The following is a 21,891-nucleotide window of genomic DNA, read 5'->3' on the forward strand; positions in this document are numbered from 1 at the left end:
TGGTACGGCAGGGTGAAGGCTTTTGCCAGGCGACCTAAGGTTTGCGCTGCGCCACCCGCCAGACGGTGTTGCCGACATCATCGGCCACCAGCAAGGCGCCCTGCCCGTCCAGGGTCACCCCCACCGGCCGGCCCTGGGCTTCGCCTGCGGCGTTGAGGAAGCCGGTGAGAAAGTCCACCGGGGCACCTGCGGGCTGGCCGTCCTTGAAGGCGATAAACACCACCTTGTAGCCAGCCTGCGGGTTGCGGTTCCACGAGCCGTGCTCGCCGATGAACACGCCATTGGCAAAGGCCGCCGGCATGCCGCGCGCAGCGGAAAACGTCAGGCCCAAGGGCGCAACGTGAGTGCCCAATGCGTAATCAGGCGCGATGGCCTCGGCGACTTTATCCGGGCGCGGCGGTTGCACACGCACGTCGACATGGCCGCCGTAGTAGCTCCACGGCCAGCCATAAAAGGCGCCGTCCTGCACCGAGGTGAGGTAGTCGGGCACCAGGTCGCTGCCGATTTCATCGCGCTCGTTGACCACCGTCCACAGCTGCGTGGAGCCGGGCTTCCAGGCCAGGCCATTGGGGTTGCGCAGGCCGCTGGCGAACAGGCGTTTTGCGCCGCTGGCGAGGTTCAGTTCCCAGATGGCGGCGCGGCCTTCTTCGGCGTCGAGGCCGTTTTCGCCGACATTGCTGTTGGAGCCCACGGTGATGTACAGCCGCGTGCCTTCCGGGTTGGCCAGCAGGTTTTTGGTCCAGTGGTGGTTGATGCCGGCGGGCAGGTCGGTGACTTTCACCGGGGTGGCGTCGATGTGGGTCTGGCCCTGGGTGTAGGGCACTTTGACCACCGCGTCGGCGTTGCCGATGTACAGCTCATTGCCCACCAGCGCCATGCCGAACGGCGACGTCAGGCCACTGAGAAATTCGCTGCGCACTTCGGCGTGCCCATCGTGGTCGGCATCGCGCAGCAAGGTGATGCGGTTGGGACTCGGGGCGTCGGCGCCGATGCGGCTCATCACAATGCCCATCGCCGTGCTGCGCGCCCAGGCAAGCACACCGCTGCCGCCGTCGGTGGCGCCTGCGGGCATCGGCGGGTGGTTGCTTTCGGCGACCAGCACATCGCCATTGGGCAAGGTGTAGACCCAACGCGGGTGGTCAAGGTTGTCGGCCAGGGCCGTGACGGTGAAGCCGTCCGGCGCAGTCGGTTGCACCTGCGCGGGCCAGCCGACCGCCTTGGACACCTTGAGCGTGGGGATCAGCGAGGTGCTGGGTTCCGGCAGTTGGGGCGTTGGCCCAACACCGGCCTGAAACGGCAGATTGGCGGATTCACCGCAGGCGGTGAGAACAGCAGAAGCGGTGATCAAGAGCGCAAGGCGGCTCGGGAACGTCATGGTTGAAACCTCGAAAAAAAATCCCGGAGGAGTATTGCGCGATGGGGGTTGGGTAAACACAGGGGGAGACGCAATTGAGTGTTGACCGGGGGGCACGAATGGTAAGCGTAGTGGGTTTTCGCCAGAGCGCTCTTGCGGATAAGGCTGACGCTTAATCCCTGGTCCCAAGACTGACGCTTAACCCCTGTGGGAGCTGGCTTGCCTGCGATGCGGGTAACTCGGTTGATCAGATAAACCGAGGTGATGCCATCGCGGGCAAGCCCACTCCCACATTTGATCGCCTGCACCTTGGAGATCGTGCCCGGCGTGAGGGCGCGCCTGCTATCATCACGCCACTACTCACGACATGGAGGTCGCTATGCGCCCACTGCTAGTTCCAGCTTTTATGCTGACCGCCCTCGCCCTCGCCGGCTGCAGCATCAAGCAAACCGTCACTCCCGTTGCCTTGTCCCCCGCCCAATCCCCCGAAATTTGCATGATCCCCGCCGAAGGCCTGCGGGCCGGTTTCAATACCACTTATACCGCGCAGCTGCGCAGCAAGGGCTTCCAGACCCGCCAGTTGCCGCCGGGCAGCCCGCCGGCGAGTTGTGCATTGTCGACCACCTACATCGGCCAATGGAGCTGGGACCTGGCGCTGTACATGAGCTATGCCGATATCCAGGTGTTTGAAAATGGTCGCCAAGTCGGCCAGGCGCACTATGACTCGACCTCGGGGGGCGCGCGGATGGGCAAGTTCATTAATGCCGAGAACAAGATCATCGAGATGACTAACCAGTTGTTCCCCGCTGCGTCCTATGGTTCTACCCAAGCTTCCCAATAAGACCGGCAGCCCTGCCCCCCAAAAAGCAGTGAGCAGGCTTTGGTCACCAGCTTCCCATCGCCAAGCTGTACGGCGAAAACTCTGCGAACTGCCATCTCAACGCCAGGGCTGCCGGGCGGCGTACCACCTGTTCGACGGTGACCGTCCATAACCGCTGTGCGCCCTCGAACTGCGCCACCTCAGGCCCGTCGAGAATCAGCGAAGTGCGCCCGGCAATCTGCAACACATCCCCCGAGGCAAAGTCGATAAACAGCAGGCCTGCCACCGGGTTCAGTTGCAGGTTACCCAGGGTGTTGAAGAACAGGTTGCCGGCAAAGTCGGGGATGGTCAGCACATTGCCTTCGACGCGTACGAAGCCGGTATTGCCGCCACGATGGGAAACGTCCACCGAGCGTTCGCCGTCGACGTCCACGTAGCTGGCGACGAAGAAGGTGTCGGCGTTGCGGATCAGCGCTTGCGCGGCGGCGTCGAGGCCGGTGCTGCGTTCAGCCAGGGTGCCGGGTTTGCGTGCGATGGCATCCACCGGCCGCAGCTGGATGTACTTGGGGCAATTGCCGTAGGTGTGCACCACGGCCACGGCAAAACCGTCGTGGCCAAGGCTTGCGATGCGGCCGTTCATGCGGTTGCGGCGGCGGGTGTTGAGGTCGATGCCGAGCACGCCCACGCTGGCGCCGCGACGCAGGCCGGAACGTGCCGGGTCGCTGTTGGACGGCAGGCTGTCGACCTGCAAGGCCAGCGGGTCGGGCGAATGGGCAAAGCCCGGCGCGCCTTCGAGCATGGTCGCCCAGGGAATCCCGTGCTCATCCACCACGCCGAGCATCAGGTAGGGCAACAAAGGATAGAAATCGCGGTGCTGCTCGGGCAGGTGATCACGAATCACCTTGGGCCCGATCACGGCCATGCGCTCGGCGGCGCCGGCGCTTGCCTGCAGTTGGCGTTCGCCGCGGTGCCACGGGGAGTGTTCGATGGGATTCATGCTGCTCACCTCCGATTGGATGAACCGATGCTGCGCCCGACCCGCCAACGACGGAATAGCCACGCCAGGCAATCCACTGTTACGCCAACTGAAATGCCGGGTGCTCGCGCAACGCCGCGACGCAGTGGTCGACAAAGCTGCGCACGCGCATCGGCGCGTTACGGCCCTCGCGGTACACCACGTGCAGGGGCAAGGGCGGCGGTTCAAAATCCGCCAGCACGCGGCGCAACTGGCCGCTGAGCAGGTATTCATGCAGCGGGTAGTTGAGGCAGCGAATCAACCCGGCGCCCTGCACCGCCGCATTGATTGCGCCTTGCACCGTGGCGCAACCCAGGCGCGCACGGGCCTTGAGCGGGCCGCCGTGAAAATCCCAGTGCACCTGGCCGGCACTGGCGATCAGGTGATGGTGCTGGAGGTCGCTGGGGTGCTGCGGTTCGCCATGGGCCGCGAGGTACTCGGGGCTGGCACACAGGATCGGCCGCACCTGCGCTACTCGACGCGCGATCAGCGCCGAGCTGGGCAGCTCGCCCACCAGGACCGCCACATCCAGCCCCTCTTCGTGCAGGTTGGGGTAGTAGTCGTGGTAGCGCGCCTCCATGTGCACCTCGGGATAACGGTCCATATAGCCGGCCAATACCGGCGCCATCACGTAGCGGCTGAACAGCAACGGCAAGAATACCCGCAGGTTGCCCTGGGCCTCATGGTGCAGGCCCTTGGCCGAGGCTTCGGCGGCGGCCACGGCGGCGAGCAGCCGCAGGCAGTCGGCCAGGTAGGCGTGGCCGGCGTCGGTGAGGCTGACACCCTGGGTGCTGCGCGCCAGCAATGGCGCGCGCAGGCGGGCTTCGAGGCGCGCCACCGCGCGCATCAGGGTCGGGCCCGACACCTGCGCACTGCGCGCCGCCGAGGCCAGGCTGGGGTGCCCGGCCAGCGCGGCGAACAGCTGCATATCGCGATAACGTTCCATCAACCGCGCCGCTTCATCGCCGGGTTGAGGGCGGCGTCCTGGCCCAGGCGATGGCTGAGAAAATCCACAAAGGTGTTGATCTTGGCCGGCACCCGCGGGCTCTTCTGGAACACCACCTGGATCGGCAGCGGCGGCGGCTCGAATTCCTCCAGCACAATCTCCAGCTCACCGGCCGCCACCGCCGCCGCCACTTGGTAGGACAGCACGCGCGTCATGCCCCAGCCCAACCGTGCCAGGTTGATCGCGGCGTTGTTAGCCGTGACCACCAGGCGCGGCTCGATGGCTACCGTCAACGGCTGGCCCTCCTCGACAAAGCTCCATTCACTCACCAACTGGCTGGAGGATGAGGTGGCGATCCTGGCGTCACGCAATTGCGCCGGGTGCCGGGGCCGGCCGTGCTGGTCGAGATACGCCGGCGCGGCACACACCACCCGGCGCACCTCGCCGACCTTGATCGCCTGCTGCCCCGGCTCATGCAAATGGCCAATGCGCACGGCCACGTCGACGCCCTCATCGGTCATGTTGACCACGCGGTCGACCAGCAGCGCATTGATATTCACCAGCGGGAAGCGGTCGAGATAATCGCCCAACGCGGGCGCCACATACAGCTCGCCAAACAGCACCGGCGCGGTCACTGTCAGGTGGCCGCAGGGGATGGAGTAACTGCCCGCCGCCGCTTCCTCGGCTTCATCGAGGTCGGCGAGGATGCGCCGGCAGTCCTCCAGGTAACGCTGGCCGGCTTCGGTCAGGTGCAGGCTGCGGGTGGTGCGCGCCAGCAGTTGGGTGCCGATGCGGTGTTCCATGGCGGCGATGGCGCGGGTCACGCTGGGCGGCGAGGTTTTCAGACGGCGCGCGGCGGCGGCAAAGCCCTCTTCCTCGGCCACGGCCAGGAACACCTGCATTTCATGGAATCGGTCCATCGGCAGCCCTCTTGATGATTAGTTGGTTTGTAAGCCCACCGCCGTGCGCGGCATGCCCACAAACCCCGGCAGGGCTTCGATGCTGGCCAGCCAGGCACGCACGTGAGGGTAGTCGGCCAGCGACACGTTGCCTTCCGGCGCGTGGGCCACGTAGGTGTAGAACGCAACGTCGGCGATGCTCGGCTGCTCGCTCGCCAGAAAGCGGCTGTGGCTCAGTTGCTGCTCCACGATCGCCAATAGCGCATGGGAACGGCTGATGGCAGAGTCGGTGTCGACCTGGGCACCAAACACCAAAGCCAGGCGTGCGGTAGCGGGGCCGGCGTGCAATTGCCCGGCGGCGGCCGACAGCCAGCGTTGTACGCGGGCCTGCCCCACGGGGTCAGTCGGCAGCCATTGGCCCTTGCCGTACTGGCTGGCCAGGTACACCAGGATCGCGTTGGAATCCGCCAGCACAACACCGTTGTCATCAATCGCCGGCACCTGGCCGAAGCTGTTGACGGTGGCGATAAAGTCCGGCGCTTTCTGCGCGCCTTGCTTGAGGTCCACCAGGATAAATTCGCGGGGCAACTCCAACAGCGAGAGCATCAGCTCAACCCGATGGGAGTGACCGGACAGTGGGAAACCATAGTGTTTGATCGCAGGCTGAGACATGAGAGGCTCCAATGGGTGGGGGTTCGACGCTTCACATGTTCCGCCGCTGCGCTGAGCGAAGGAATCACCAGGATTTACAATCCAGCATTTCAACCACTGAAACAATCACTCGCCAAACAATTCCACGATCAGGTTGAACAGCGTGGTCTTCACCGCGCTGTCCAGCTCGGTCCAGGCCAAGCCTGTGCTGGCTTCGAACCCACCCAAGTCCAGGTGCCGCGACACGCAATTGGCCGGCAACGCCCGCGCTGCCTGCAACGGCAGAACCCCCACGCCCAGCCCGGCGGACACCAGCGCGAGCATGGTGGTGAATTCGCCCAGCTCCGAGGCAATCTCCAGGGTGATGCCCAGCGCCTGGATAAAGTCATCATGGAAGCCCGGCGCATAACGCCGCGCCAGGATGTACACCGGCACTTCAAGCAGGTCGGCGGGTTGAATGGTTTGCAGGGCCGCCAGCGGATGGTCCATCGGCAACGCCACGCAGAAACTCTCGCGCAGCACCGCCCGGGTCTGCACGCCGGGGTGGGCGGCGGGCAGGCGCATCAGGCCGAAATCCAGCAGGCCGTTCTTCAACGCCGCGGCTTGGTCAGGGCCGGGCATGTCCTTGAGTTCCAGTTCGATACGCGGGTAACGCTGGTGCACCGCGCGGATCAATTGCGGCAACAAGTGCGGCAGTACCGAGGACACAAACCCCAGGCGTACCCGGCCAATTTCGCCACGGCTGGAGGCCCGCGCCGCATCCGCCGCCCGCGCCGCCTGATGCAAGGTGGCCTGGGCTTCGGGCAGAAATACGCGGCCGGCTTCGGTGAGTGTGACCGAGTGGCGATTGCGGTCCAGCAGGCGCACGCCCAGGCCGCTTTCGAGCAACTTGATCTGCATGCTCAACGCCGGTTGCACAATCGACAGCTGCGCCGCCGCCCGGCCGAAATGCAGCTCCTGGGCCAATACTACAAAGGCGCGCAAGTGCTTGAGTTCCATCAAGCCTCCCTGGTTATCACAGATATTGATCACTGGATCATAAATGAACATTGGACCCATACCCTACACTGCGCTGAAGTACAGCCCATGCAACAGAACCTGAAAGTGTATTTCTGATCACCGGTGCGCCAGGAGACTCATCCCCATGCACAGCGTTTTAGACACCTTCCGCCTCGATGGCCGGCTCGCGCTGGTCACCGGTTCCAGCGCCGGGATCGGCCTGGCCATTGCGCGCGGCCTGGCCCAGGCCGGGGCGCGGGTGGTGCTCAACGGGCGCAACCGCAGCACCTTGCGCGATGCCGCTGCGCTGCTGACTTTGGAAGGCCTGGAGGTGCACACCCAGGCGTTCGATGTCACCGACAGCGCGGCGATCCAGGCCGCCGTGGCCAACATCGAAGAGCGCTTCGGCGCGCTGGAGATCCTGGTCAACAACGCCGGCATGCAGCGGCGCGGGCCGCTGGAAGACTACAGCGAGCAACACTGGCGCGAACTGATCAGCACCAACCTCGACAGCGCGTTCCTGGTGGGCCAGGCCGTGGCGCGGGCGATGATCCCGCGCAAGCGTGGGCGCATCATCAATATCTGCTCGGTGCAGAGTGAACTGGGCCGCCCGGGCATCGCCCCGTATGCGGCGAGCAAGGGCGCGCTGAAAATGCTCACCAAGGGCATGGCGATTGATTGGGGCCCCCATGGGCTGACCGTCAACGGCATCGGCCCGGGCTATTTCAAGACCGAGCTGAACGCCAACCTGGTGGCCAACCCCGAGTTCAGCGACTGGCTGGTGCAACGCACGCCGAGCCGGCGCTGGGGCGATGTGGCCGAGCTGGCCGGCGCCGCCGTGTTCCTTGCCAGCGACGCCGCGAGCTTCGTCAACGGCCATATCCTCTACGTCGACGGTGGCATCACCGCGTCGCTGTAACTCCGGAGAACCTTATGCAAGCGATTGTCTGCCATGCCTCGAAAGACCTGCGGGTCAGCCCCCAGGACGAACCGCAAACCCTCGCCCCCGGGCAGTTGCGCGTGCGCATCGCCCGAGGTGGTATTTGCGGATCGGACCTGCATTACTACCAGCACGGCGGCTTCGGCAGCGTGCGCCTGCGCGAGCCAATGGTGCTGGGCCATGAAGTGTCGGCGGTGATCGATGCGGTGGGTTCCGACGCCGGGCGGTTCAAGGTCGGCCAGCGCATTGCGGTGTCGCCGTCACGCCCCTGTGGCGGCTGCCGGTATTGCCATCAAGGCCTGCCGAACCATTGCCTGAACATGCGCTTCTACGGCAGCGCGATGCCCTTTCCGCATATCCAGGGCGCGTTTCGCCAGAGCCTGGTGATCGACACGCACCAGGCCCATGTGCTGGCCGATCATGTCAGCCTCGCCGAAGGCGCATTGGCCGAGCCGTTGTCGGTGGGTTTGCATGCTATCCAGCGTGCCGGGGCGGTATTCGGCAAGCGTGTGCTGGTGACCGGCTGCGGCCCCATCGGCAACCTGCTGATCGGCAGTTTGCGCGCAGCCGGCGCCGCCGAAATCGTCGCCGTGGACCTCTGCGCCAGTGCCCTCGCCTGCGCCGAAAAAATGGGTGCCACGCGCACCCACAACATCGCCGACGGGCCTGACGCACTCAAGCGCTACACCGCAGAAAAGGGCTATTTCGAGGTGATGTTCGAAGTCTCCGGCAGCGCCCAGGCCTTGCGTAACGGCCTGGAATGCATGGCGCCGCGCGGCGTGCTGGTCACCGTCGGGTTGGGCGGGGATGTGTCGCTGCCACTGAACCTGCTGGTCAGCCGCGAGATCGATTTGCGCGGCACCTTCCGCTTCCACAGCGAATTTGCCCAGGCGGTGGACCTGCTCAATCGCCAGATCGTCGACGTGCGCCCGGTGATCTCGCACACCGTGCCATTTGAACAGGCGGTGCAGGCCTTTGAACTGGCAGCGGACAAGACCCAGGCGATGAAGGTGGTGCTGGATTTCGGGGTGCCGGACTTGGGCTGAGGATCAGCGCTCTTCGAGCCGATCACGCAAAAACCGATGGCTCGCGGAAAACAACCGCCGGTAGGTGAGCAACACCGCGCCTACCGTGCCCAGCGCCGACGACGCAGCGATCAGAAACATGATCACGATCTGATAACGCACCGCGTCCACCGGGCTCTCTCCCGCCAGCACCTGCCCGGTCATCATGCCGGGCAGGCTGACGATGCCGACCACGGTCATCTGGTTCAGCGTCGGGATCATCCCCGCGCGCACGGCCTGGCGGATCGCTTCCTGCGCCGCTTCCCAGCGTGAGCCGCCGAGGGCCAGGATCATCTCGATGGTATTGCGGCCCGAGGTCAGTTCCTGGGTCATGCGCTCAATCCCCAGGGACACCCCCGTGAGGGTATTGCCGAGGATCATCCCCAGGATCGGAATCGCATATTGCGGCTCATACCACGGGTGGATGCGAATCACCGCAAACAGCCCCACCGCCGTCACCAGCCACGAACTGCCCCACACCGACAGAATGCTGTCGACCCGCTGCCCCCGGTACGTGCGCCGCCCGCGCCCCGCTGCGGACAGGCCGGCGATCAGGGTCATTGCACACATCAAGGGAAGCACCACATACCAGTAGGCAAACTCGAACACCCAGCCCAGCAGGTAACCGATGGCCAACAGTTGCACCACGGTGCGCACCGCCGCCCACAGCAACTGGCGACCAAGCCCCAGGCGCAACAGCAACGACAGCGCGCCGTTGATCAGGATCAGCGAGGCAGCGATGCCCATGTCCAAGGCCGTGAGATTCTGATAGTTCATGGCTGGGATGCCTCGCCCAACACGCCGGCGCTCATCTGCAGGTGGATGGCGCTCATGCGGCGGGCCTGGTCGAGGTCATGGGATACCCAGATATAGGCGCGGCTGTTATCACCGGCGAACCAAGCGTCGATCAGCGCTTCGACATCGCGAGAGGACGCCGGGTCGAGGGCCGCCGTGGGTTCGTCCAGCAACAGCACTTCCGGGTTGAGCTGCAGGGTGCGGATCAGCGACACCACCTGGGACTCCCCGCCCGACAGGTCACTGGCATTCTTGGCCAGAAAGTCCGGCGCCTTGCCCGCATGCTCCAGCAGTGCGGTGACCGCCGCCAGATCAAAACGGCGCTGGCGCAGGGTCTTGAGGCTGAAGGGGAAACGCAGGTTGTCTTCCACCGTGCCCTCAAGCAGCGCCGGGCGCTGGGACAGGTAGCTGATATGGCTGCGGTAATGCGGGATTTGTGCGTTGGCGATGGGCTGGTTATTCCACAGGATCTGCCCTGAGGAAGGCACGTCCAACAGAGCCAATGCCCGCAGGAACACGCTCTTACCTGAGCCCGAAGAACCGGTGATGGACACCCGGTCGGCGCGGTTCAAGGTGAAATTCGTGGGTTGCAGCAAGGGCAACTGGCGGCGTTCATCCATGCGCGTAAGGGCGCGGGTTTCGATCAGTGCGCTCATGGACGCGGCCTTCCTGTTCATACGATTGGGCGCAATGGTGCCGCATGGGGAGGACCGGGTCAAAAAGTGGAAGGGGGCTTAGGGGCAAGCTCAAAAACTTGTCAGACGTTTCTGTTTCTACCCGTTCCTAGCCGAATGGTCAGTTGTTTGGGTATGCATCATTCATCAGCATCTTCCTGGCGCTATCGCGGCGCGATTCCCTCGCATGACTCCACACCAGAACGGTGCTTGAGTCTCTCTGCACGCTTAAAAAGGAAGTGATATGGAAGCCACCCACCTATGAGGCGCTACAACATCACCCACGACGCAAAGACAACGGCCTGACAGCGGTGCGGATCGCGTGCCCGTTACTCGGGCCCGATGGAATGCAGACAAGAGCGCGATGGTGGCGGTGCTGGACGGCATCAGCATTACCTGGACGCCGAACAATGGGCCGGTGGTCAGCGCGCCAAGCCCTTATCCAGGCACGCCGGAGCGGTTGGATAACCTGCTGGTGCACCCGATTGCGCCGGGGCAGGATACGGGGATTACGCACTACCCGGGGCGGAATGCCGAGGATATTACCTGGCAGGATACGATCATTACGTTTCCTGCTGACTAGGGTGTGGCGCCGTTGTATTTGGTGTTTGCCAAGCCGATGGTTTATCCGTTGGAGGTGGGGCAGGCATTAGATTTGATGAGCCGTAGTCGTAAAGACGGCTTGGACATCGATCATATTCCAGCGCAGAAAGCGCTGGAGTTGGCATTGAAGCGTCGTATCGCGGATTTAGGAGACGAAGAAATTCAGCATTTTTTACGCCGAGCGGCCAGCATTGCAATTCCTACGAGGGCAGAGACCTCCTGCGTACTAACGATCAACCGGTCGACGGTTGATTTAAACACCTGCGCCGAACTCGCTAGACTCGCGCGCTCACTTAAAAAGGATGCCTCATGGACGACCAGAAACCTACCGATGTGCCCGCTGCACGCTTTAGCGTCGCAGGGTTATGGAATGTGATAAAGCGTCAAAGCCTGCCGATCGTGCTGCTGCTATTTGCGCTGTTTTATTCAAATGGGTACGCGTATCTGGAGACTTACAACAATAAGCTCGGAGTGCCCGTTAACCGGTTGGGCTACGACACGTATCAGTACGTGGTGTATGGCGGTAACGACATTCTGGTCAAGCTGGCTGCGTTGTTGATTGCCAGCGCCGCAGTGCTGATTTTTGCCTGCCTGATGTACTTCACAGAGAACCCTGAGCGTGTTGTTCCCAGCAGAGCATTGGCGCCCCACACACGTCGCTACAAGCTTTTGCGAAGACTGGAGAAGAGTTACAGCAAAGCAACGACGCAGATCCTCGGCGCCTTGCTGGTCAGCGTGTTGGCGTTTTTCGCCTGGCTCGTGTGGACGCTGGCCTATGCTCAATCAATAGCGCATGGAAAGTTGAGAGCGTATGAAACAATCCGTGATTGCGAGCCCTCCGCCGTCCAACTCAAAAACCTCGACGTGATCACCGCCTGCATCGTCAGTGAGAGCGACGACATGCTGTACCTCATCGACAAATACGCTCAAGGCAACGAAATCCTGTTTCAGGAGCTCAGCATACCCAAAGAAAGCATTCGCTCGACCACAGGCACCAAGACCCCACTGAAAAAGCCCGATTGAACCTGCAGCCGGATAATGTGGGAGGGGGCTTGCTCCCGATGAGGGCGTATCAGTTGATGAATCTGTCACTGATATTCCGCTATCGGGAGCAAGCCCCCTCCCACAGTTTGACCCAGTACGTCAGCTAAACCGGCGGGCTATGTGCAGTTACGGCAACGGCTCGAACTTCAACGCGCTCAAGCTCTGCACCTTGTCTTCACGCACCATTTTGTACTCGGTGTTCGGGCCGATCCAACGCTCCCAGATCGCGTCGATTTCCCCGGCCTTTTCCATTGCCATCAGCGACTCGTTGACCTTGGCCAGAAACGCCGGCTCATCGCGGCGCATGCCTGCGCCGATGGGTTCCAGGGCCATCGGTTCCTTGGCAATCGCCAACTCGACACCGCCGGCCTTGGCCTGGTTGACCAGCTTGAGGGCGGTCATGGTGTTGGTCACCAGGCCCACCACTTTGTTCTGCTGCAGGGCCATATACGCCGAGCCGGTGTCCTGGAAGGTCACCGGGGTGGCGCCGGCGAGGCGGATCGATTGCTCGGAGGTGGAGCCCTTGGTGGAGCTGATGCGCTTGTCCTTGAAGAAGCTTTTCGGCTGGTCGGCATTCGCCGCGCGCACCACCAGGGTTTCCTTGGCGACGTAGTAAGGGTCGCTGAACTGGATCTGTTCGGCGCGGGTCTTGGTGTAGGCCAGGTTGGCGAAGATCACGTCGACACGGCCCATCTTCACTTCCGGAATACGTGCTTCAACCGACAGCGGCTTGAGTTCCAGGGCCACGCCGAGGGTCTTGGCCAGGGCCTTGCACAGGTCGACGTCCATGCCCACCAGCTCGCGGGTTTTCGGGTCGGGCGCGGAGAATGGCGGCACGTCGGCGTACACGCCGCAGCTCAGGGATTGCTTGGCCATGATGTCGCTCAATTGGTCGGCGTGTGCCACGGCCATGGCCAACGGCCCCAATGCCAGCGCAGTAAACAGATGCTTCATACCCATGGGAAATCTCCGGAAAGTTGGACAAGCAAAATGGCAGAGGGAGCAAAGCCGTCGCGGCTCAATGAGCCCGCAGGTCGGCGATAAAGCGTTGCGCTCGCGGGTGCGAAGGCTGGGTGAAGAAGGCGTCGGGGCTGCTCTTTTCCAGAATCTGCCCCGCGTCCATAAACCAGATGGTGTCGGCCACTTCACGGGCGAAATTCATCTCGTGGGTCACGCACATCATGGTCATGCCGTCCTTGGCCAAGCCCTTCATCACGCTCAGCACTTCACCGACCATTTCCGGGTCGAGGGCGCTGGTGGGCTCATCGAACAGCATCACCGGCGGCTCCATCGCCAACGCGCGGGCAATCGCCACGCGTTGCTGCTGACCACCGGAGAGCTGTGCCGGGTAGGCGCCGGCCTTGTGGGCCAGGCCGACGCGGTCGAGCAGTTCCATGGCTTTTTGCTTGGCCGCCGCGCCCTTGAGGTTGCGCAGTTTGTTCGGCGCCAGGGTGATGTTTTCCAGCACCGACAAGTGCGGGAACAGGTTGAAGCTCTGGAACACAAACCCCACGCGGCTACGCAGGCGGTTGATCTGCGCGTCAGTGCCGTGCACGTCCTGGCCGTCAAACAGGATCTGGCCGTTCTGGATGTCTTCCAGGCGGTTGACCGTGCGAATCAAGGTCGATTTACCCGAGCCCGACGGGCCGCACAGCACCACTACTTCACCAGGTTGTACCTCGGCGGTGATGTCGGTGAGCGCCTGGTATTCGCCGTACCATTTATTGATTTTCGAAAACATGATCATTGGATGCATGAGCGCAGCCCTCTTCAATTATCGGTGGCCAGCAACGGTGCGCCAGGCAGGGTTTGCCCGCCGTCGCCCAGGCGCTTGCGCGCAATGCGTTGCTCTACCCAGCCGGCCAGGCACGTCAGGCCGAAGCACAGCAGGTAGTAGATGATCGCCAGGATGAAAAACACCTGGAACGGCTTGGTCAGCAACTGGTTGTTGACCTGATTGGCGGCAAAGGTCACTTCCTGCACGTTGATCACGTAGCCCAGGGAGGTTTCCTTGATGATCGAAATAAACTGGCTGATCAGGCTCGGCAGCGCGTTGTAGAGCGCCTGGGGCAAAATCACCCAGAGCGTGGTGCGCACGTAGCCCAGGCCCAGGGCGCGGGACGCTTCGTACTGGCCGCTGGGCAACGCCTGGATACCGCCGCGGATGATTTCGCACAGGTAGGCACTCTGGTAGATCACCAGGGTGCAGAGCATGGTCATGAAGCCGGTGATGTTATGGCCGATCAGCAACGGCACCAGGAAGTAGGTCCAGAAGATCACCATCAGCAACGGAATGCCGCGCAGCACGTAGACCCACACCGTGGCGACCCAGTACAGGCCCTTCCACGGCGACACCCGCGCCATTGCCAGCAACAAGCCGAACGGGAACGCCAGCAGCAACGCCAGCGCGGCCAGGATCAAGGTGCTCGCCAGGCCACCCAAGGGGCCGTGGGGGTATTGGCCGATGAGGAACAGCGTCCAGTTGTTCTGCAGGATTTGCACGATATCGAACATCGCCATCTACCTCGCCAGGGCTTTGCTGTAGTGCCGCGCGAGCAACGCGCCGGCGCCCATCAGCAGCAGGGAAAACGCCAGGTAGAACACCGTGGCCACCAGGTACGACTCAAAGGTGCGGAACGTATAGTTCTCCACTTCACGGCTGGCGTAAGTCAGTTCCATCACGCCAATCGCCATCGCCAGGCTTGTGTTCTTGAACAGCAGCACGGTGTGGTTGATCAGCGACGGCAGGCAGTTGCGCACGCCCTGGGGCAGGATCACGTAGCGCATCGAACGCACATACCCCAGGCCCAGGGCCCGCGACGCTTCAGTCTGCCCGGCGGGAATGGCGCGCAGGCCGCTGCGCATGTCTTCACAGAAATACGCGGCCTGGCACAACCCCAGGGCGATCACCGAGAACAGGTATTCGGTGTTGTGGCTGGCCAGCCACAGCTGCGCATGTTCGCTGAGCAGCGTCGGCACGCCGAAGTACCACAGCATCAGTTGCACCAGCGTCGGCACATTGCGGTGGTAGGACACGTACCCCGCCACCAGGCGGTCGGCCAGCGTGTTGCCGGTCAGGCGCACCGTGACCAGCGTCAGCGCCAGCACCATCGCCAGCAGCCAGGCGAACAACGCCAGCTGCAAGGTCATTTCGATGCCCTTGACGATCAGCTCGGCGTACTCGCCTTGCAGAATCGCGGCCAAATCGAAGTCTTGCTTCATGGTCAATCCCTATCGGCATTGGGCTAGGGCAGAAATCAAAATCACCCGGCGTGGCCGTGGCGGGATACAGCGATGACGGATCGATCCGTTCTGTTTTAAGGGGCTGTTTTCAGCCCTGGTAGTCCTGCGGCCGTGCGGTGGAGAGCCCGCCCGGCACCTGCAAGGTCGGGGTGATTTCCATGTGCCCGATGTTCACCGCAATCGGCGCGGCAATCGCAAAGGCGATGGCGTTGGCGATGTCTTCGGCCTGGGGCAACTCAAAGCCTTCGACGAAGCGCTTGTAGGTTTCTTCGGAATCACCGTGCACGTGGGCGAAGATATCCGTGGCCACGCGCCCCGGGCAGATCTCGGTAACACGCACGCGCTTGCCGAACGCATCGATGCGCAGCTGGCGCGAGAGCATGCTCACGGCCGCCTTGGTCGCGTGGTACGTGGAGTTACCGCCAAAGTTGTAGGCCGCGGCAATCGAGCTGATATTGATGATGTGCCCGCAATCGCGTTCGACCATGCCCGGCAGCGCCAGGCGCGCCAGGTGCAGCACGGCGCGCAGATTGACGTCGATCAGCAGGTCGATGCCGTCGGCGTCGGCCTTGAGCAAGGATCCGGGTTTGTCGACGCCGGCGTTGTTGACCAGGATGTCGAAGGTGTTTGCGGCGAACAACCGGGTCAGCCCGGCGAGGTCGGTGACGTCGATGGCGTGGGCGATGCAACCGGTCCTGGCCGCCAGTTCCTGCAACTTGTCGGCACTGCGGGCCAGGGCATGCACCTGCACGCCTTCCTGGCACAGGCGCTCGACAACGGCGGCGCCGATGCCGGAGGAAGCCCCGGTGACCAGCGCGGTTTTGTAGTCGGAAAATGGCATGGGGAAATCCTTGTGCTCCGGGTTATGGTTCGACTCTATCCAGCCTTCAGGCGCTGGACCAAGACGCAATGGTTGTGTGGCGATAAGGCCTGCTTATGACGCGGCCAGCAGTTGGGAAATCGGGATTATGCAGCCGCCCATGCGCTCTATTTCCTGGCGAATGGTGCGCGCCAGTTCCACCGCACCAGGGGTGTCGCCGTGCAGCAGGATCGAATGGGCCGGCACCCGCAGCACCTTGCCGCTCATCGCCGTTACGGTGCCCTCCTCCAGCAACTGCCGCACCCTGTGCAGCACGGCCGCCGGCTGCTTGATCACCGAGCCTTCGACCTTGCGCGGAACCAGCAGGCAGTCGTCGTCATAGGCGCGGTCGGCGAGGAAGGTGGTGGCCACGCGCAGGCCACATTTTTCCGCCGCACCTTCAATGGCGCGGCTGCTGGACGAGCTGATGATCAGCGTGGGGTCGAAGGCCGCCACCGCCCGCACCAACGGCTCGGCCAGCGCGGCGTCGGCGGCGGCCATGTTGCCCATGGCGCCGTGAAAGCTCATGTGGGTCAGGCGGTGACCATTGACCGCCGCAATCCCGGCCAGGGCGCCGAGCTGGTAGATCACATAGGTGGCCAGTTCCTTGATCTCGATATTCATCTGGCGCCGACCAAAACCCATCAGGTCAGGAAAGCCCACATGCGCCCCCAAGTCGATGCCACCGGCCTTGGCCCGGCGCACGGTGGTGTCCATGATCAGCGGATCACCGGCGTGGTAACCGCAAGCGACATTCGCCGAGGAAATCAGGCTCATCAGCGCTTCATCCTCGCCCATCCGCCACGGGCCAAAGCCTTCGCCGAGATCAGCGTTCAAATCGATCTTCATGCCTGATGCTCCAAGCCAAGGAAAGCTTCGCCATAACCGACGGTGGTACCGCACGGCACGCGTATATCGATGACACGTGCGGCCGTCGGGCTGCGCTGGGGCAACAGCAGTTCACCCACTTGCAGCACCGCCACCAGTTGCCCGGCGCAGAGCTGATCACCCACGGCCACGAACGGCTCGCGCAGTTCGGGATGGGTCAGCAGCAAGCGCCCCAGGCCGGTGGTACGTAGCACCGGGCCGTCCACCGCAACGGCGGCAGGCGCAGCAACGCTGACGGGCTCGCCACCGCGCCTGAGGGTCAGCTGTACACCCGGCCGACTGAATTCGGCGCCGGCCAGGTGGTGTTCCTTGAGCCACTGTGCCAATTGGCGAATTTCCGAAAGGGTCATGCTTTTACTCCTTCACGGTGCAGATCCACCAGGCGGCCGACCTCGCGCAAGTAACGTCGATTGCTTTCCAGCGCCTCGACGGCCTGGTCATAACTGCACTCGATAAAGCGCACCTTGCTGCCAATCGGCGCCTGGCCGAGGCGCCACAAATCCGCCTCGATGACGCTGCCGAACTTGGGATAGCCGCCGCTGGGTTGGGCGTCGCGCATTTGGATAATCGGCTGGCCGCCATGGGGCACCTGGATCACGCCGGGCACGATGCCGTGGGAGCGGATTTCCATCGGTGCGACAGGCAGCAGTGGTTCGCCTTCCATGCGGTAGCCGTAGCGGTTGCTCTGGGTGGTGATCTTCCACTCGCCAGCCCAGAACGCCGCACGGGAGGCTTGCTGAAAACGTTCATACTCGGCGGCGGGCAGCACACGCATGGCGGGCACGCCGTCGACGTGCAACGCCAGCGCCAAGCTGGGGGCCAACACACCAAAGTCCAACGGCAACGGGCTGATGCCAGGGCGCAGCGCCCCCAGCCGATCACCCTGTTGCAGTGCGCGGCCGTCGAGGCCGCCGAACTCGCCGCGCAATTGAGTGCTGCGCGAACCCAGCACCGCCGGCACATCCACACCACCGGCCAAACACAGGTAGGCGCGGCTGCCGGACGTTGGGTAACCCAGGTTCAACACCTGGCCCTCGCGGCCTTGGCACACCCAGTTCGGCGGCAGCGGCTGGCCGTCGAGGGTGGCATCGCAGGCGGCACCGGTCACGGCAAAGGCGCAGTCCTGCAGCAGGCGCACTTCGAACGGAAACAGCGGTATTTCAATCGCAGCGGCGTCTTCAGGATTGCCCAGCAGCAGGTTGCCCAGGGCCAGGGCCAGGTGGTCCATGGCGCCCGAGGTGCCCACGCCGTAACCGAGGCTGCCGAAGCGGCCGAAGTCCTGCACGGTGGCCAGGGCGGTGGCCGATAGAATCTCGATCATCGAATGATCCTCTCGATGCGCAAGCGCAGGAAATCACCCGGCCGCAGGATCGCCGGCGGGGTTTGGGCAGGGTCGAAAAACGCCATTTCAGTGCGGCCGATGGTGTTCCAGCCGCTCGGGCCGGCCGAGGCCGAGACGCCAGTTTGTACGCCGCCGATGGACACCGAGCCCGCACCGATATTCAGCACCGGCACCTGGCGCCGTGGCGTGGCCAGGCGCGGGTCCATGCCACCGAGGTAGCAGTAACCGGGGTGGCTGCCCAGGGCGTACACCGGGTACAACGGTTCGCAATGCAGGTTGGCGATGGTTTCGATGTCCAGCCCGGTGTGGGCAATCACATCGCCCATATGCGGGCCAAACTCACCGCCGTACACCACCGGCAACTCGACGATGCGCCCTTCCAGGGGCAACGGTTCGCTGTGCGCCCAGGCGTGCAGCAGGCGCTCGCACAGTGCCTTCAATTCGCGCGGCGGCTTGAGGAACGTGAGCATCAGGTTGTTCATGCCTGGCACGGCTTCGTGGATTTCCGGCCACTCACCGGCTTGCAGGGCCAGGCTCCAGATACGCTGCTGCGGGGCCAGGTCCAGCTCGCCCGGCGCTTCGAAGAGCAAGGCACTGGAACCCAACAGGCTAATGGAAGGTGCGGTGCTCATGCGGGGCTCCTTTGCTGCAACCAGCGCTCCAGGTGATGAATATCGACACCGCCGACACAGAAAGCCGGGTCGTCAAGAATGTCGCGGTGCAAGGGGATATTGGTGCTGATGCCGTCCACGATCATTTCGCTCAGCGCCAAACGCATACGTGCCAGGGCTTCTTCGCGAGTGGCGCCGTGGGTGATGACCTTGGCCACCATCGAGTCGTAATACGGCGGCACGCGATAGCCGGTGGTGACATGGGAATCGACCCGCACGCCAAAGCCGCCGGGCACTTCCCAGCGCTGGATCAACCCCGGCGTGGGCATGAAGGTCAGCGGGTCTTCGGCATTGATGCGGCACTCCAGGGAGTGGCCGTTGAGCTGCACATCCTCTTGGCGCAGGCTCAGCACTTCGCCGCGCGCCATGCGCAGTTGCTGCTGGACGATGTCGATGCCGGTGGTCATCTCGGTGACCGGGTGTTCGACCTGCAGGCGCGTGTTCATCTCGATGAAAAAGAACTCGCCGTCCTCATACAGGAACTCGAAGGTACCGACGCCGCGATAGCCGATCTGCCGACAGGCCTCGGCGCAGCGTTCACCGACTAGGGCGATCAGTGCCGAATCAATCCCCGGTGCAGGGGCTTCTTCCAGTACTTTCTGGTGGCGGCGTTGCAGGGAGCAGTCGCGGCAACCGAGCCAGATCGCGTGGCCATGGGCATCGCACAGCACCTGGATTTCCACGTGTCGGGGGTGGCCGAGGAATTTCTCGATATACAGCTCCGGGTTGCCGAAGGCCAGCCGCGCTTCTTCACGGGTGAGGCCAATGGCGGCGAGCAGCTCGGCCTCGGCCTGTACCACGCGCATCCCACGCCCGCCCCCGCCACCGGCGGCCTTGACGATCACCGGGTAGCCGATCTCGGCAGCGATGGCGAGGATGCTCGCGTCGTCGCTGGGCATCGTCGAATCCGGTCCCGGCACGCAGGGCACACCAGCTTCGCGCATGGCGTGCTTGGCCGCCACCTTGTCACCCATGGTGCGGATGCATGCCGCGCTCGGGCCGATAAAGGTCAGGCCGGCGGCTTCGATGCGCTCGGCAAACCCGGCGTTTTCCGAAAGGAAGCCATAGCCGGGGTGAATCGCCTGGGCCCCGGTGACCTTGGCGGCAAACAGCAATGCCGTCTGGTTGAGGTAGCTCAAGCCGGGCGTGGCCGGGCCGATGCACAGCGACTCGTCGGCGTGGTGTACGTATTGCGCGTGGCGGTCCGCCTCGGAGTGCACCGCCACGGTCTTGATGCCCAGGCCATGGCAGGCACGCTGAATGCGCAGGGCGATTTCGCCACGGTTGGCGATCAGCACTTTGTCGAACATTGAATTCACCTGAATAACAACTATGCGTGGGGGTCAACCGAGCCGGAACAAGGCCTGGCCGGCTTCGACTTCAACCCCGGCCTGGGCCAGGATCTCGACGAGCTGGCCGGCGACCTTGGCCTTGACCGGATGGAACATCTTCATCGCCTCGATCACCGCCACGGTCTGGCCGGGTTCGATGGCCTGGCCCACGGTCACGAACGGCGCTTCACCGACGGCGGGCGTCAGGTGCAGCACGCCGTAGAGGCTGGCCTTGATTTCAACGGCGGTGGCAACCGGTGCGCTTGCTTTGGCCGCTGCGACCACGCTGGGCGCGACGCTGATAACCGTCTGCCCCGGCTGTTTGAACAGCCGCAATGTGCTGTCGCCTTCGGTGAGGCTCAGCTCCAGCAGATCGGATTCGGCCAGCAAATCCATCAACCCCTTGATACGTGCTGAATCCATGTATGGCCCCTGCCTGTCGAGCGTGTCTTGAGTGGATGGGTCCAATCTACCGAGCCCCTCGAACAGCGGCCAAGACGCTTTGGCTTTGGGGTGATAAGCCGCCCTTATGACCCTTCAAGCCGCGCTGCCACGCATCTGCGCCACCAGCTCCAGCAGGATCGCCTTGACTGCCTGGGCCGGTACCGACAACGGCAGATGCCCGGACAGGCACAACGCCAACGGCGCCTCGACTTCGGGCTCGACGATGCGGCACAGATGCACCGCAGGGTCCGCCGCCATCACCCGCGCGGACGATTCCGGCAGGATGGTCGAGCCGAAGTGATCGGCCACGGCGGCGGTGAGGGTGGTGGAAGATTCAATCTCGGCCACCACCCGCGCGCCGAGGCCGATACGCAGGAACGCTTCGTCCACCAAACGGCGCATGACGTTGTAGGGGCGTGGCAGCAGCATGTCCATGTCGGCCAGTTCGGCCAGGGGAATGTCCTCACGGTTGGCGATGGCCGGGTCGGCACTCACCAGGTACAGCGGCTCGCGCAGCAACGAGACAAAACTCAGGCCGTGCACCTCGCGCCCGCCGTAGAGCACGGCCATGTCCATGCGGCCGTTCATGATCAGCTCGCTCAAGGTGGTGCCGAAGTTTTCATTCAGGTACAGCAGGATGCCGGGGTGGCGCTCACGCACCGTGCGCAACAGCGGCAGCGACAAGGTCGACGCCGCCGTCCCAGGCGCCAGGCCTACCGACACCTGCCCGGACAAGGCATGGCCGGTGGCATTGATATCACTCTGCGCCTGCTCGCACTGGCGCAGGATGATCTGCGCATGGCCATACAGCACCTTACCCGCTTCGGTGGGCGTGACGCCGCGCTTGGTGCGGATCAATAACTGTTGCTGCAACTCCGCTTCCAGGGTTGCCAGTTGTTGGCTCAACGCCGGCTGCGCTACATGCAGGACGTCGGCGGCCTGGGTCATGCTGCCGATGTCGACCAGTTTCACGAAATACTTCAATCGGCGCAGGTTCAAATGGGCGGTGCTCGTGTGAGGGGGGATTGCGGCCTTAACACTTTAAATGTGGGAGGGGGCTTGCCCCCGATAGCGGTGTGTCAGTCAGCACATCTGTCACTGGCGCACCGCCATCGGGAGCAAGCCCCCTCCCACAGGGATCGATGGTGATCTGCAAAAGGTAGGCCAGCCCGGCATCAGCCATAAGGCTTTGCTATGGCTGCCCTCAATCCCCCATCCAAAGCACCCGCCCGGAGCAACCAGGGCTGGGCGCACCATTTCAGCGCAACCCCAGCCATAAGCACTGCCTATCAAACCAGAACAAACTCGT

Annotated in this window: 24 protein-coding genes and 2 pseudogenes; 6 read left to right on the top strand and 20 right to left on the bottom strand. The window is 63.5% G+C overall.

What is annotated here, in order from left to right:
- Window positions 1-34 precede the first annotated feature (34 nt).
- On the bottom strand, window positions 35-1,375 hold the full coding sequence (locus tag AC0IYH_RS05755; RefSeq protein ID WP_471833252.1) for a PQQ-dependent sugar dehydrogenase: 1,341 nt from the start codon (window positions 1,373-1,375) through the stop codon (window positions 35-37).
- Between the two features lie 358 nt (window positions 1,376-1,733).
- Between AC0IYH_RS05755 and AC0IYH_RS05760 the strand changes: the two are divergent.
- A pseudogene (locus AC0IYH_RS05760) lies at window positions 1,734-2,174 on the top strand (Sbal_3080 family lipoprotein); the annotation flags it as partial.
- Window positions 2,175-2,238: 64 nt separating this feature from the next.
- Here the strand turns inward: AC0IYH_RS05760 and AC0IYH_RS05765 are convergent.
- The 5 genes from AC0IYH_RS05765 to AC0IYH_RS05785 all read right to left on the bottom strand — a co-directional run bounded on the left by AC0IYH_RS05765 (window position 2,239) and on the right by AC0IYH_RS05785 (window position 6,684).
- The gene (locus AC0IYH_RS05765) at window positions 2,239-3,171 is read right to left on the bottom strand and encodes a pyridoxamine 5'-phosphate oxidase family protein (protein ID WP_122773214.1); all 933 of its coding nucleotides are present in this window, start codon (window positions 3,169-3,171) and stop codon (window positions 2,239-2,241) included.
- Between the two features lie 79 nt (window positions 3,172-3,250).
- Window positions 3,251-4,135 (bottom strand): LysR family transcriptional regulator, encoded by an 885-nt coding sequence (locus AC0IYH_RS05770; protein WP_471833254.1) that lies wholly within the window; start codon window positions 4,133-4,135, stop codon window positions 3,251-3,253.
- Entirely contained in the window at window positions 4,135-5,055 is a 921-nt protein-coding gene (locus AC0IYH_RS05775; protein WP_471833255.1) for a LysR family transcriptional regulator, read from the bottom strand. Before AC0IYH_RS05775 ends, AC0IYH_RS05770 begins: the two co-directional genes overlap by 1 nt.
- An 18-nt stretch (window positions 5,056-5,073) precedes the next feature.
- On the bottom strand, window positions 5,074-5,706 hold the full coding sequence (locus AC0IYH_RS05780) for a glutathione S-transferase family protein (RefSeq protein WP_471833257.1): 633 nt from the start codon (window positions 5,704-5,706) through the stop codon (window positions 5,074-5,076).
- Between the two features lie 105 nt (window positions 5,707-5,811).
- Complete coding sequence (locus tag AC0IYH_RS05785) at window positions 5,812-6,684, bottom strand: LysR family transcriptional regulator (protein ID WP_471833258.1); 873 nt, start codon at window positions 6,682-6,684, stop codon at window positions 5,812-5,814.
- A gap of 145 nt (window positions 6,685-6,829) precedes the next feature.
- On the opposite strand from AC0IYH_RS05785, the gene AC0IYH_RS05790 reads away from it, so the two are divergent.
- Window positions 6,830-7,603, top strand: a complete 774-nt coding sequence (locus AC0IYH_RS05790; RefSeq protein WP_471833260.1) for a glucose 1-dehydrogenase — start codon at window positions 6,830-6,832, stop codon at window positions 7,601-7,603.
- 14 nt (window positions 7,604-7,617) lie between these two features.
- Window positions 7,618-8,670, top strand: coding sequence for an L-idonate 5-dehydrogenase (locus AC0IYH_RS05795; protein ID WP_116626531.1), 1,053 nt, complete (start codon window positions 7,618-7,620; stop codon window positions 8,668-8,670).
- 3 nt (window positions 8,671-8,673) lie between these two features.
- Here the strand turns inward: AC0IYH_RS05795 and AC0IYH_RS05800 are convergent, their stop codons facing one another.
- Both AC0IYH_RS05800 and AC0IYH_RS05805 read right to left on the bottom strand, forming a co-directional pair.
- On the bottom strand, window positions 8,674-9,465 hold the full coding sequence (locus tag AC0IYH_RS05800; protein ID WP_122773221.1) for an ABC transporter permease: 792 nt from the start codon (window positions 9,463-9,465) through the stop codon (window positions 8,674-8,676).
- Window positions 9,462-10,139, bottom strand: coding sequence for an ABC transporter ATP-binding protein (locus AC0IYH_RS05805; RefSeq protein ID WP_471833261.1), 678 nt, complete (start codon window positions 10,137-10,139; stop codon window positions 9,462-9,464). Before AC0IYH_RS05805 ends, AC0IYH_RS05800 begins: the two co-directional genes overlap by 4 nt.
- A 334-nt stretch (window positions 10,140-10,473) precedes the next feature.
- Between AC0IYH_RS05805 and AC0IYH_RS05810 the strand changes: the two are divergent.
- The 3 genes and pseudogenes from AC0IYH_RS05810 to AC0IYH_RS05820 form a co-directional block, all read left to right on the top strand.
- Window positions 10,474-10,740 (top strand): annotated as a pseudogene (locus AC0IYH_RS05810) (S-type pyocin domain-containing protein); the annotation flags it as partial.
- Window positions 10,741-10,752: 12 nt separating this feature from the next.
- Window positions 10,753-11,136, top strand: coding sequence for a hypothetical protein (locus tag AC0IYH_RS05815; protein ID WP_471833263.1), 384 nt, complete (start codon window positions 10,753-10,755; stop codon window positions 11,134-11,136).
- Entirely contained in the window at window positions 11,070-11,783 is a 714-nt protein-coding gene (locus AC0IYH_RS05820; protein WP_471833265.1) for a hypothetical protein, read from the top strand. Before AC0IYH_RS05815 ends, AC0IYH_RS05820 begins: the two co-directional genes overlap by 67 nt.
- A 147-nt stretch (window positions 11,784-11,930) precedes the next feature.
- On the opposite strand, the gene AC0IYH_RS05825 is transcribed toward AC0IYH_RS05820, so the two are convergent.
- The 12 genes from AC0IYH_RS05825 to nac all read right to left on the bottom strand — a co-directional run bounded on the left by AC0IYH_RS05825 (window position 11,931) and on the right by nac (window position 21,581).
- Window positions 11,931-12,764 carry an ABC transporter substrate-binding protein gene (locus tag AC0IYH_RS05825; protein ID WP_116626526.1) on the bottom strand — a complete coding sequence of 278 codons (834 nt, stop codon included), beginning with the start codon at window positions 12,762-12,764 and terminating at the stop codon, window positions 11,931-11,933.
- Between the two features lie 58 nt (window positions 12,765-12,822).
- Window positions 12,823-13,551, bottom strand: a complete 729-nt coding sequence (locus AC0IYH_RS05830) for an amino acid ABC transporter ATP-binding protein (RefSeq protein WP_177411944.1) — start codon at window positions 13,549-13,551, stop codon at window positions 12,823-12,825.
- A gap of 23 nt (window positions 13,552-13,574) precedes the next feature.
- A complete protein-coding gene (locus AC0IYH_RS05835) occupies window positions 13,575-14,318 on the bottom strand; it encodes an amino acid ABC transporter permease (RefSeq protein WP_471833617.1) in 744 nt (247 codons plus the stop codon).
- Window positions 14,319-14,324: 6 nt separating this feature from the next.
- Window positions 14,325-15,026, bottom strand: coding sequence for an amino acid ABC transporter permease (locus AC0IYH_RS05840; protein ID WP_116626524.1), 702 nt, complete (start codon window positions 15,024-15,026; stop codon window positions 14,325-14,327).
- A gap of 109 nt (window positions 15,027-15,135) precedes the next feature.
- Window positions 15,136-15,888, bottom strand: a complete 753-nt coding sequence (locus AC0IYH_RS05845; protein ID WP_116626523.1) for an SDR family oxidoreductase — start codon at window positions 15,886-15,888, stop codon at window positions 15,136-15,138.
- A gap of 93 nt (window positions 15,889-15,981) precedes the next feature.
- Complete coding sequence (locus tag AC0IYH_RS05850) at window positions 15,982-16,755, bottom strand: LamB/YcsF family protein (protein ID WP_471833267.1); 774 nt, start codon at window positions 16,753-16,755, stop codon at window positions 15,982-15,984.
- Complete coding sequence (locus AC0IYH_RS05855; RefSeq protein ID WP_116626521.1) at window positions 16,752-17,144, bottom strand: biotin/lipoyl attachment domain-containing protein; 393 nt, start codon at window positions 17,142-17,144, stop codon at window positions 16,752-16,754. Before AC0IYH_RS05855 ends, AC0IYH_RS05850 begins: the two co-directional genes overlap by 4 nt.
- Window positions 17,141-18,115, bottom strand: coding sequence for a 5-oxoprolinase subunit C family protein (locus AC0IYH_RS05860; RefSeq protein WP_116626520.1), 975 nt, complete (start codon window positions 18,113-18,115; stop codon window positions 17,141-17,143). Before AC0IYH_RS05860 ends, AC0IYH_RS05855 begins: the two co-directional genes overlap by 4 nt.
- Window positions 18,112-18,768: a 5-oxoprolinase subunit PxpB gene (gene pxpB, locus AC0IYH_RS05865; protein WP_116626519.1), complete on the bottom strand. Its 657-nt coding sequence runs from the start codon at window positions 18,766-18,768 to the stop codon at window positions 18,112-18,114. The genes AC0IYH_RS05860 and pxpB overlap by 4 nt, the downstream gene beginning before the upstream one ends.
- Window positions 18,765-20,117: an acetyl-CoA carboxylase biotin carboxylase subunit gene (accC, locus tag AC0IYH_RS05870; protein ID WP_471833269.1), complete on the bottom strand. Its 1,353-nt coding sequence runs from the start codon at window positions 20,115-20,117 to the stop codon at window positions 18,765-18,767. The genes pxpB and accC overlap by 4 nt, the downstream gene beginning before the upstream one ends.
- Before the next feature lie 33 nt (window positions 20,118-20,150).
- Complete coding sequence (locus AC0IYH_RS05875; RefSeq protein ID WP_116626517.1) at window positions 20,151-20,561, bottom strand: biotin/lipoyl-containing protein; 411 nt, start codon at window positions 20,559-20,561, stop codon at window positions 20,151-20,153.
- 114 nt (window positions 20,562-20,675) lie between these two features.
- A complete protein-coding gene (nac, locus tag AC0IYH_RS05880) occupies window positions 20,676-21,581 on the bottom strand; it encodes a nitrogen assimilation transcriptional regulator NAC (RefSeq protein WP_122773229.1) in 906 nt (301 codons plus the stop codon).
- Between the last annotated feature and the right edge of the window lie 310 nt (window positions 21,582-21,891).

The organism is Pseudomonas sp. AC463, assembly GCF_979253585.1.

Bases quoted from the DNA above. Each gene is read 5' to 3' on its own strand.
- AC0IYH_RS05755 (WP_471833252.1), bottom strand. From the start codon at position 1,375: ATGACGTTCCCGAGCCGCCTTGCGCTCTTGATCACCGCTTCTGCTGTT.
- AC0IYH_RS05765 (WP_122773214.1), bottom strand. From the start codon at position 3,171: ATGAATCCCATCGAACACTCCCCGTGGCACCGCGGCGAACGCCAACTG.
- AC0IYH_RS05770 (WP_471833254.1), bottom strand. From the start codon at position 4,135: ATGGAACGTTATCGCGATATGCAGCTGTTCGCCGCGCTGGCCGGGCAC.
- AC0IYH_RS05775 (WP_471833255.1), bottom strand. From the start codon at position 5,055: ATGGACCGATTCCATGAAATGCAGGTGTTCCTGGCCGTGGCCGAGGAA.
- AC0IYH_RS05780 (WP_471833257.1), bottom strand. From the start codon at position 5,706: ATGTCTCAGCCTGCGATCAAACACTATGGTTTCCCACTGTCCGGTCAC.
- AC0IYH_RS05785 (WP_471833258.1), bottom strand. From the start codon at position 6,684: ATGGAACTCAAGCACTTGCGCGCCTTTGTAGTATTGGCCCAGGAGCTG.
- AC0IYH_RS05790 (WP_471833260.1), top strand. From the start codon at position 6,830: ATGCACAGCGTTTTAGACACCTTCCGCCTCGATGGCCGGCTCGCGCTG.
- AC0IYH_RS05795 (WP_116626531.1), top strand. From the start codon at position 7,618: ATGCAAGCGATTGTCTGCCATGCCTCGAAAGACCTGCGGGTCAGCCCC.
- AC0IYH_RS05800 (WP_122773221.1), bottom strand. From the start codon at position 9,465: ATGAACTATCAGAATCTCACGGCCTTGGACATGGGCATCGCTGCCTCG.
- AC0IYH_RS05805 (WP_471833261.1), bottom strand. From the start codon at position 10,139: ATGAGCGCACTGATCGAAACCCGCGCCCTTACGCGCATGGATGAACGC.
- AC0IYH_RS05820 (WP_471833265.1), top strand. From the start codon at position 11,070: ATGGACGACCAGAAACCTACCGATGTGCCCGCTGCACGCTTTAGCGTC.
- AC0IYH_RS05825 (WP_116626526.1), bottom strand. From the start codon at position 12,764: ATGGGTATGAAGCATCTGTTTACTGCGCTGGCATTGGGGCCGTTGGCC.
- AC0IYH_RS05830 (WP_177411944.1), bottom strand. From the start codon at position 13,551: ATGATCATGTTTTCGAAAATCAATAAATGGTACGGCGAATACCAGGCG.
- AC0IYH_RS05835 (WP_471833617.1), bottom strand. From the start codon at position 14,318: ATGTTCGATATCGTGCAAATCCTGCAGAACAACTGGACGCTGTTCCTC.
- AC0IYH_RS05840 (WP_116626524.1), bottom strand. From the start codon at position 15,026: ATGAAGCAAGACTTCGATTTGGCCGCGATTCTGCAAGGCGAGTACGCC.
- AC0IYH_RS05845 (WP_116626523.1), bottom strand. From the start codon at position 15,888: ATGCCATTTTCCGACTACAAAACCGCGCTGGTCACCGGGGCTTCCTCC.
- AC0IYH_RS05850 (WP_471833267.1), bottom strand. From the start codon at position 16,755: ATGAAGATCGATTTGAACGCTGATCTCGGCGAAGGCTTTGGCCCGTGG.
- AC0IYH_RS05855 (WP_116626521.1), bottom strand. From the start codon at position 17,144: ATGACCCTTTCGGAAATTCGCCAATTGGCACAGTGGCTCAAGGAACAC.
- AC0IYH_RS05860 (WP_116626520.1), bottom strand. From the start codon at position 18,115: ATGATCGAGATTCTATCGGCCACCGCCCTGGCCACCGTGCAGGACTTC.
- pxpB (WP_116626519.1), bottom strand. From the start codon at position 18,768: ATGAGCACCGCACCTTCCATTAGCCTGTTGGGTTCCAGTGCCTTGCTC.
- accC (WP_471833269.1), bottom strand. From the start codon at position 20,117: ATGTTCGACAAAGTGCTGATCGCCAACCGTGGCGAAATCGCCCTGCGC.
- AC0IYH_RS05875 (WP_116626517.1), bottom strand. From the start codon at position 20,561: ATGGATTCAGCACGTATCAAGGGGTTGATGGATTTGCTGGCCGAATCC.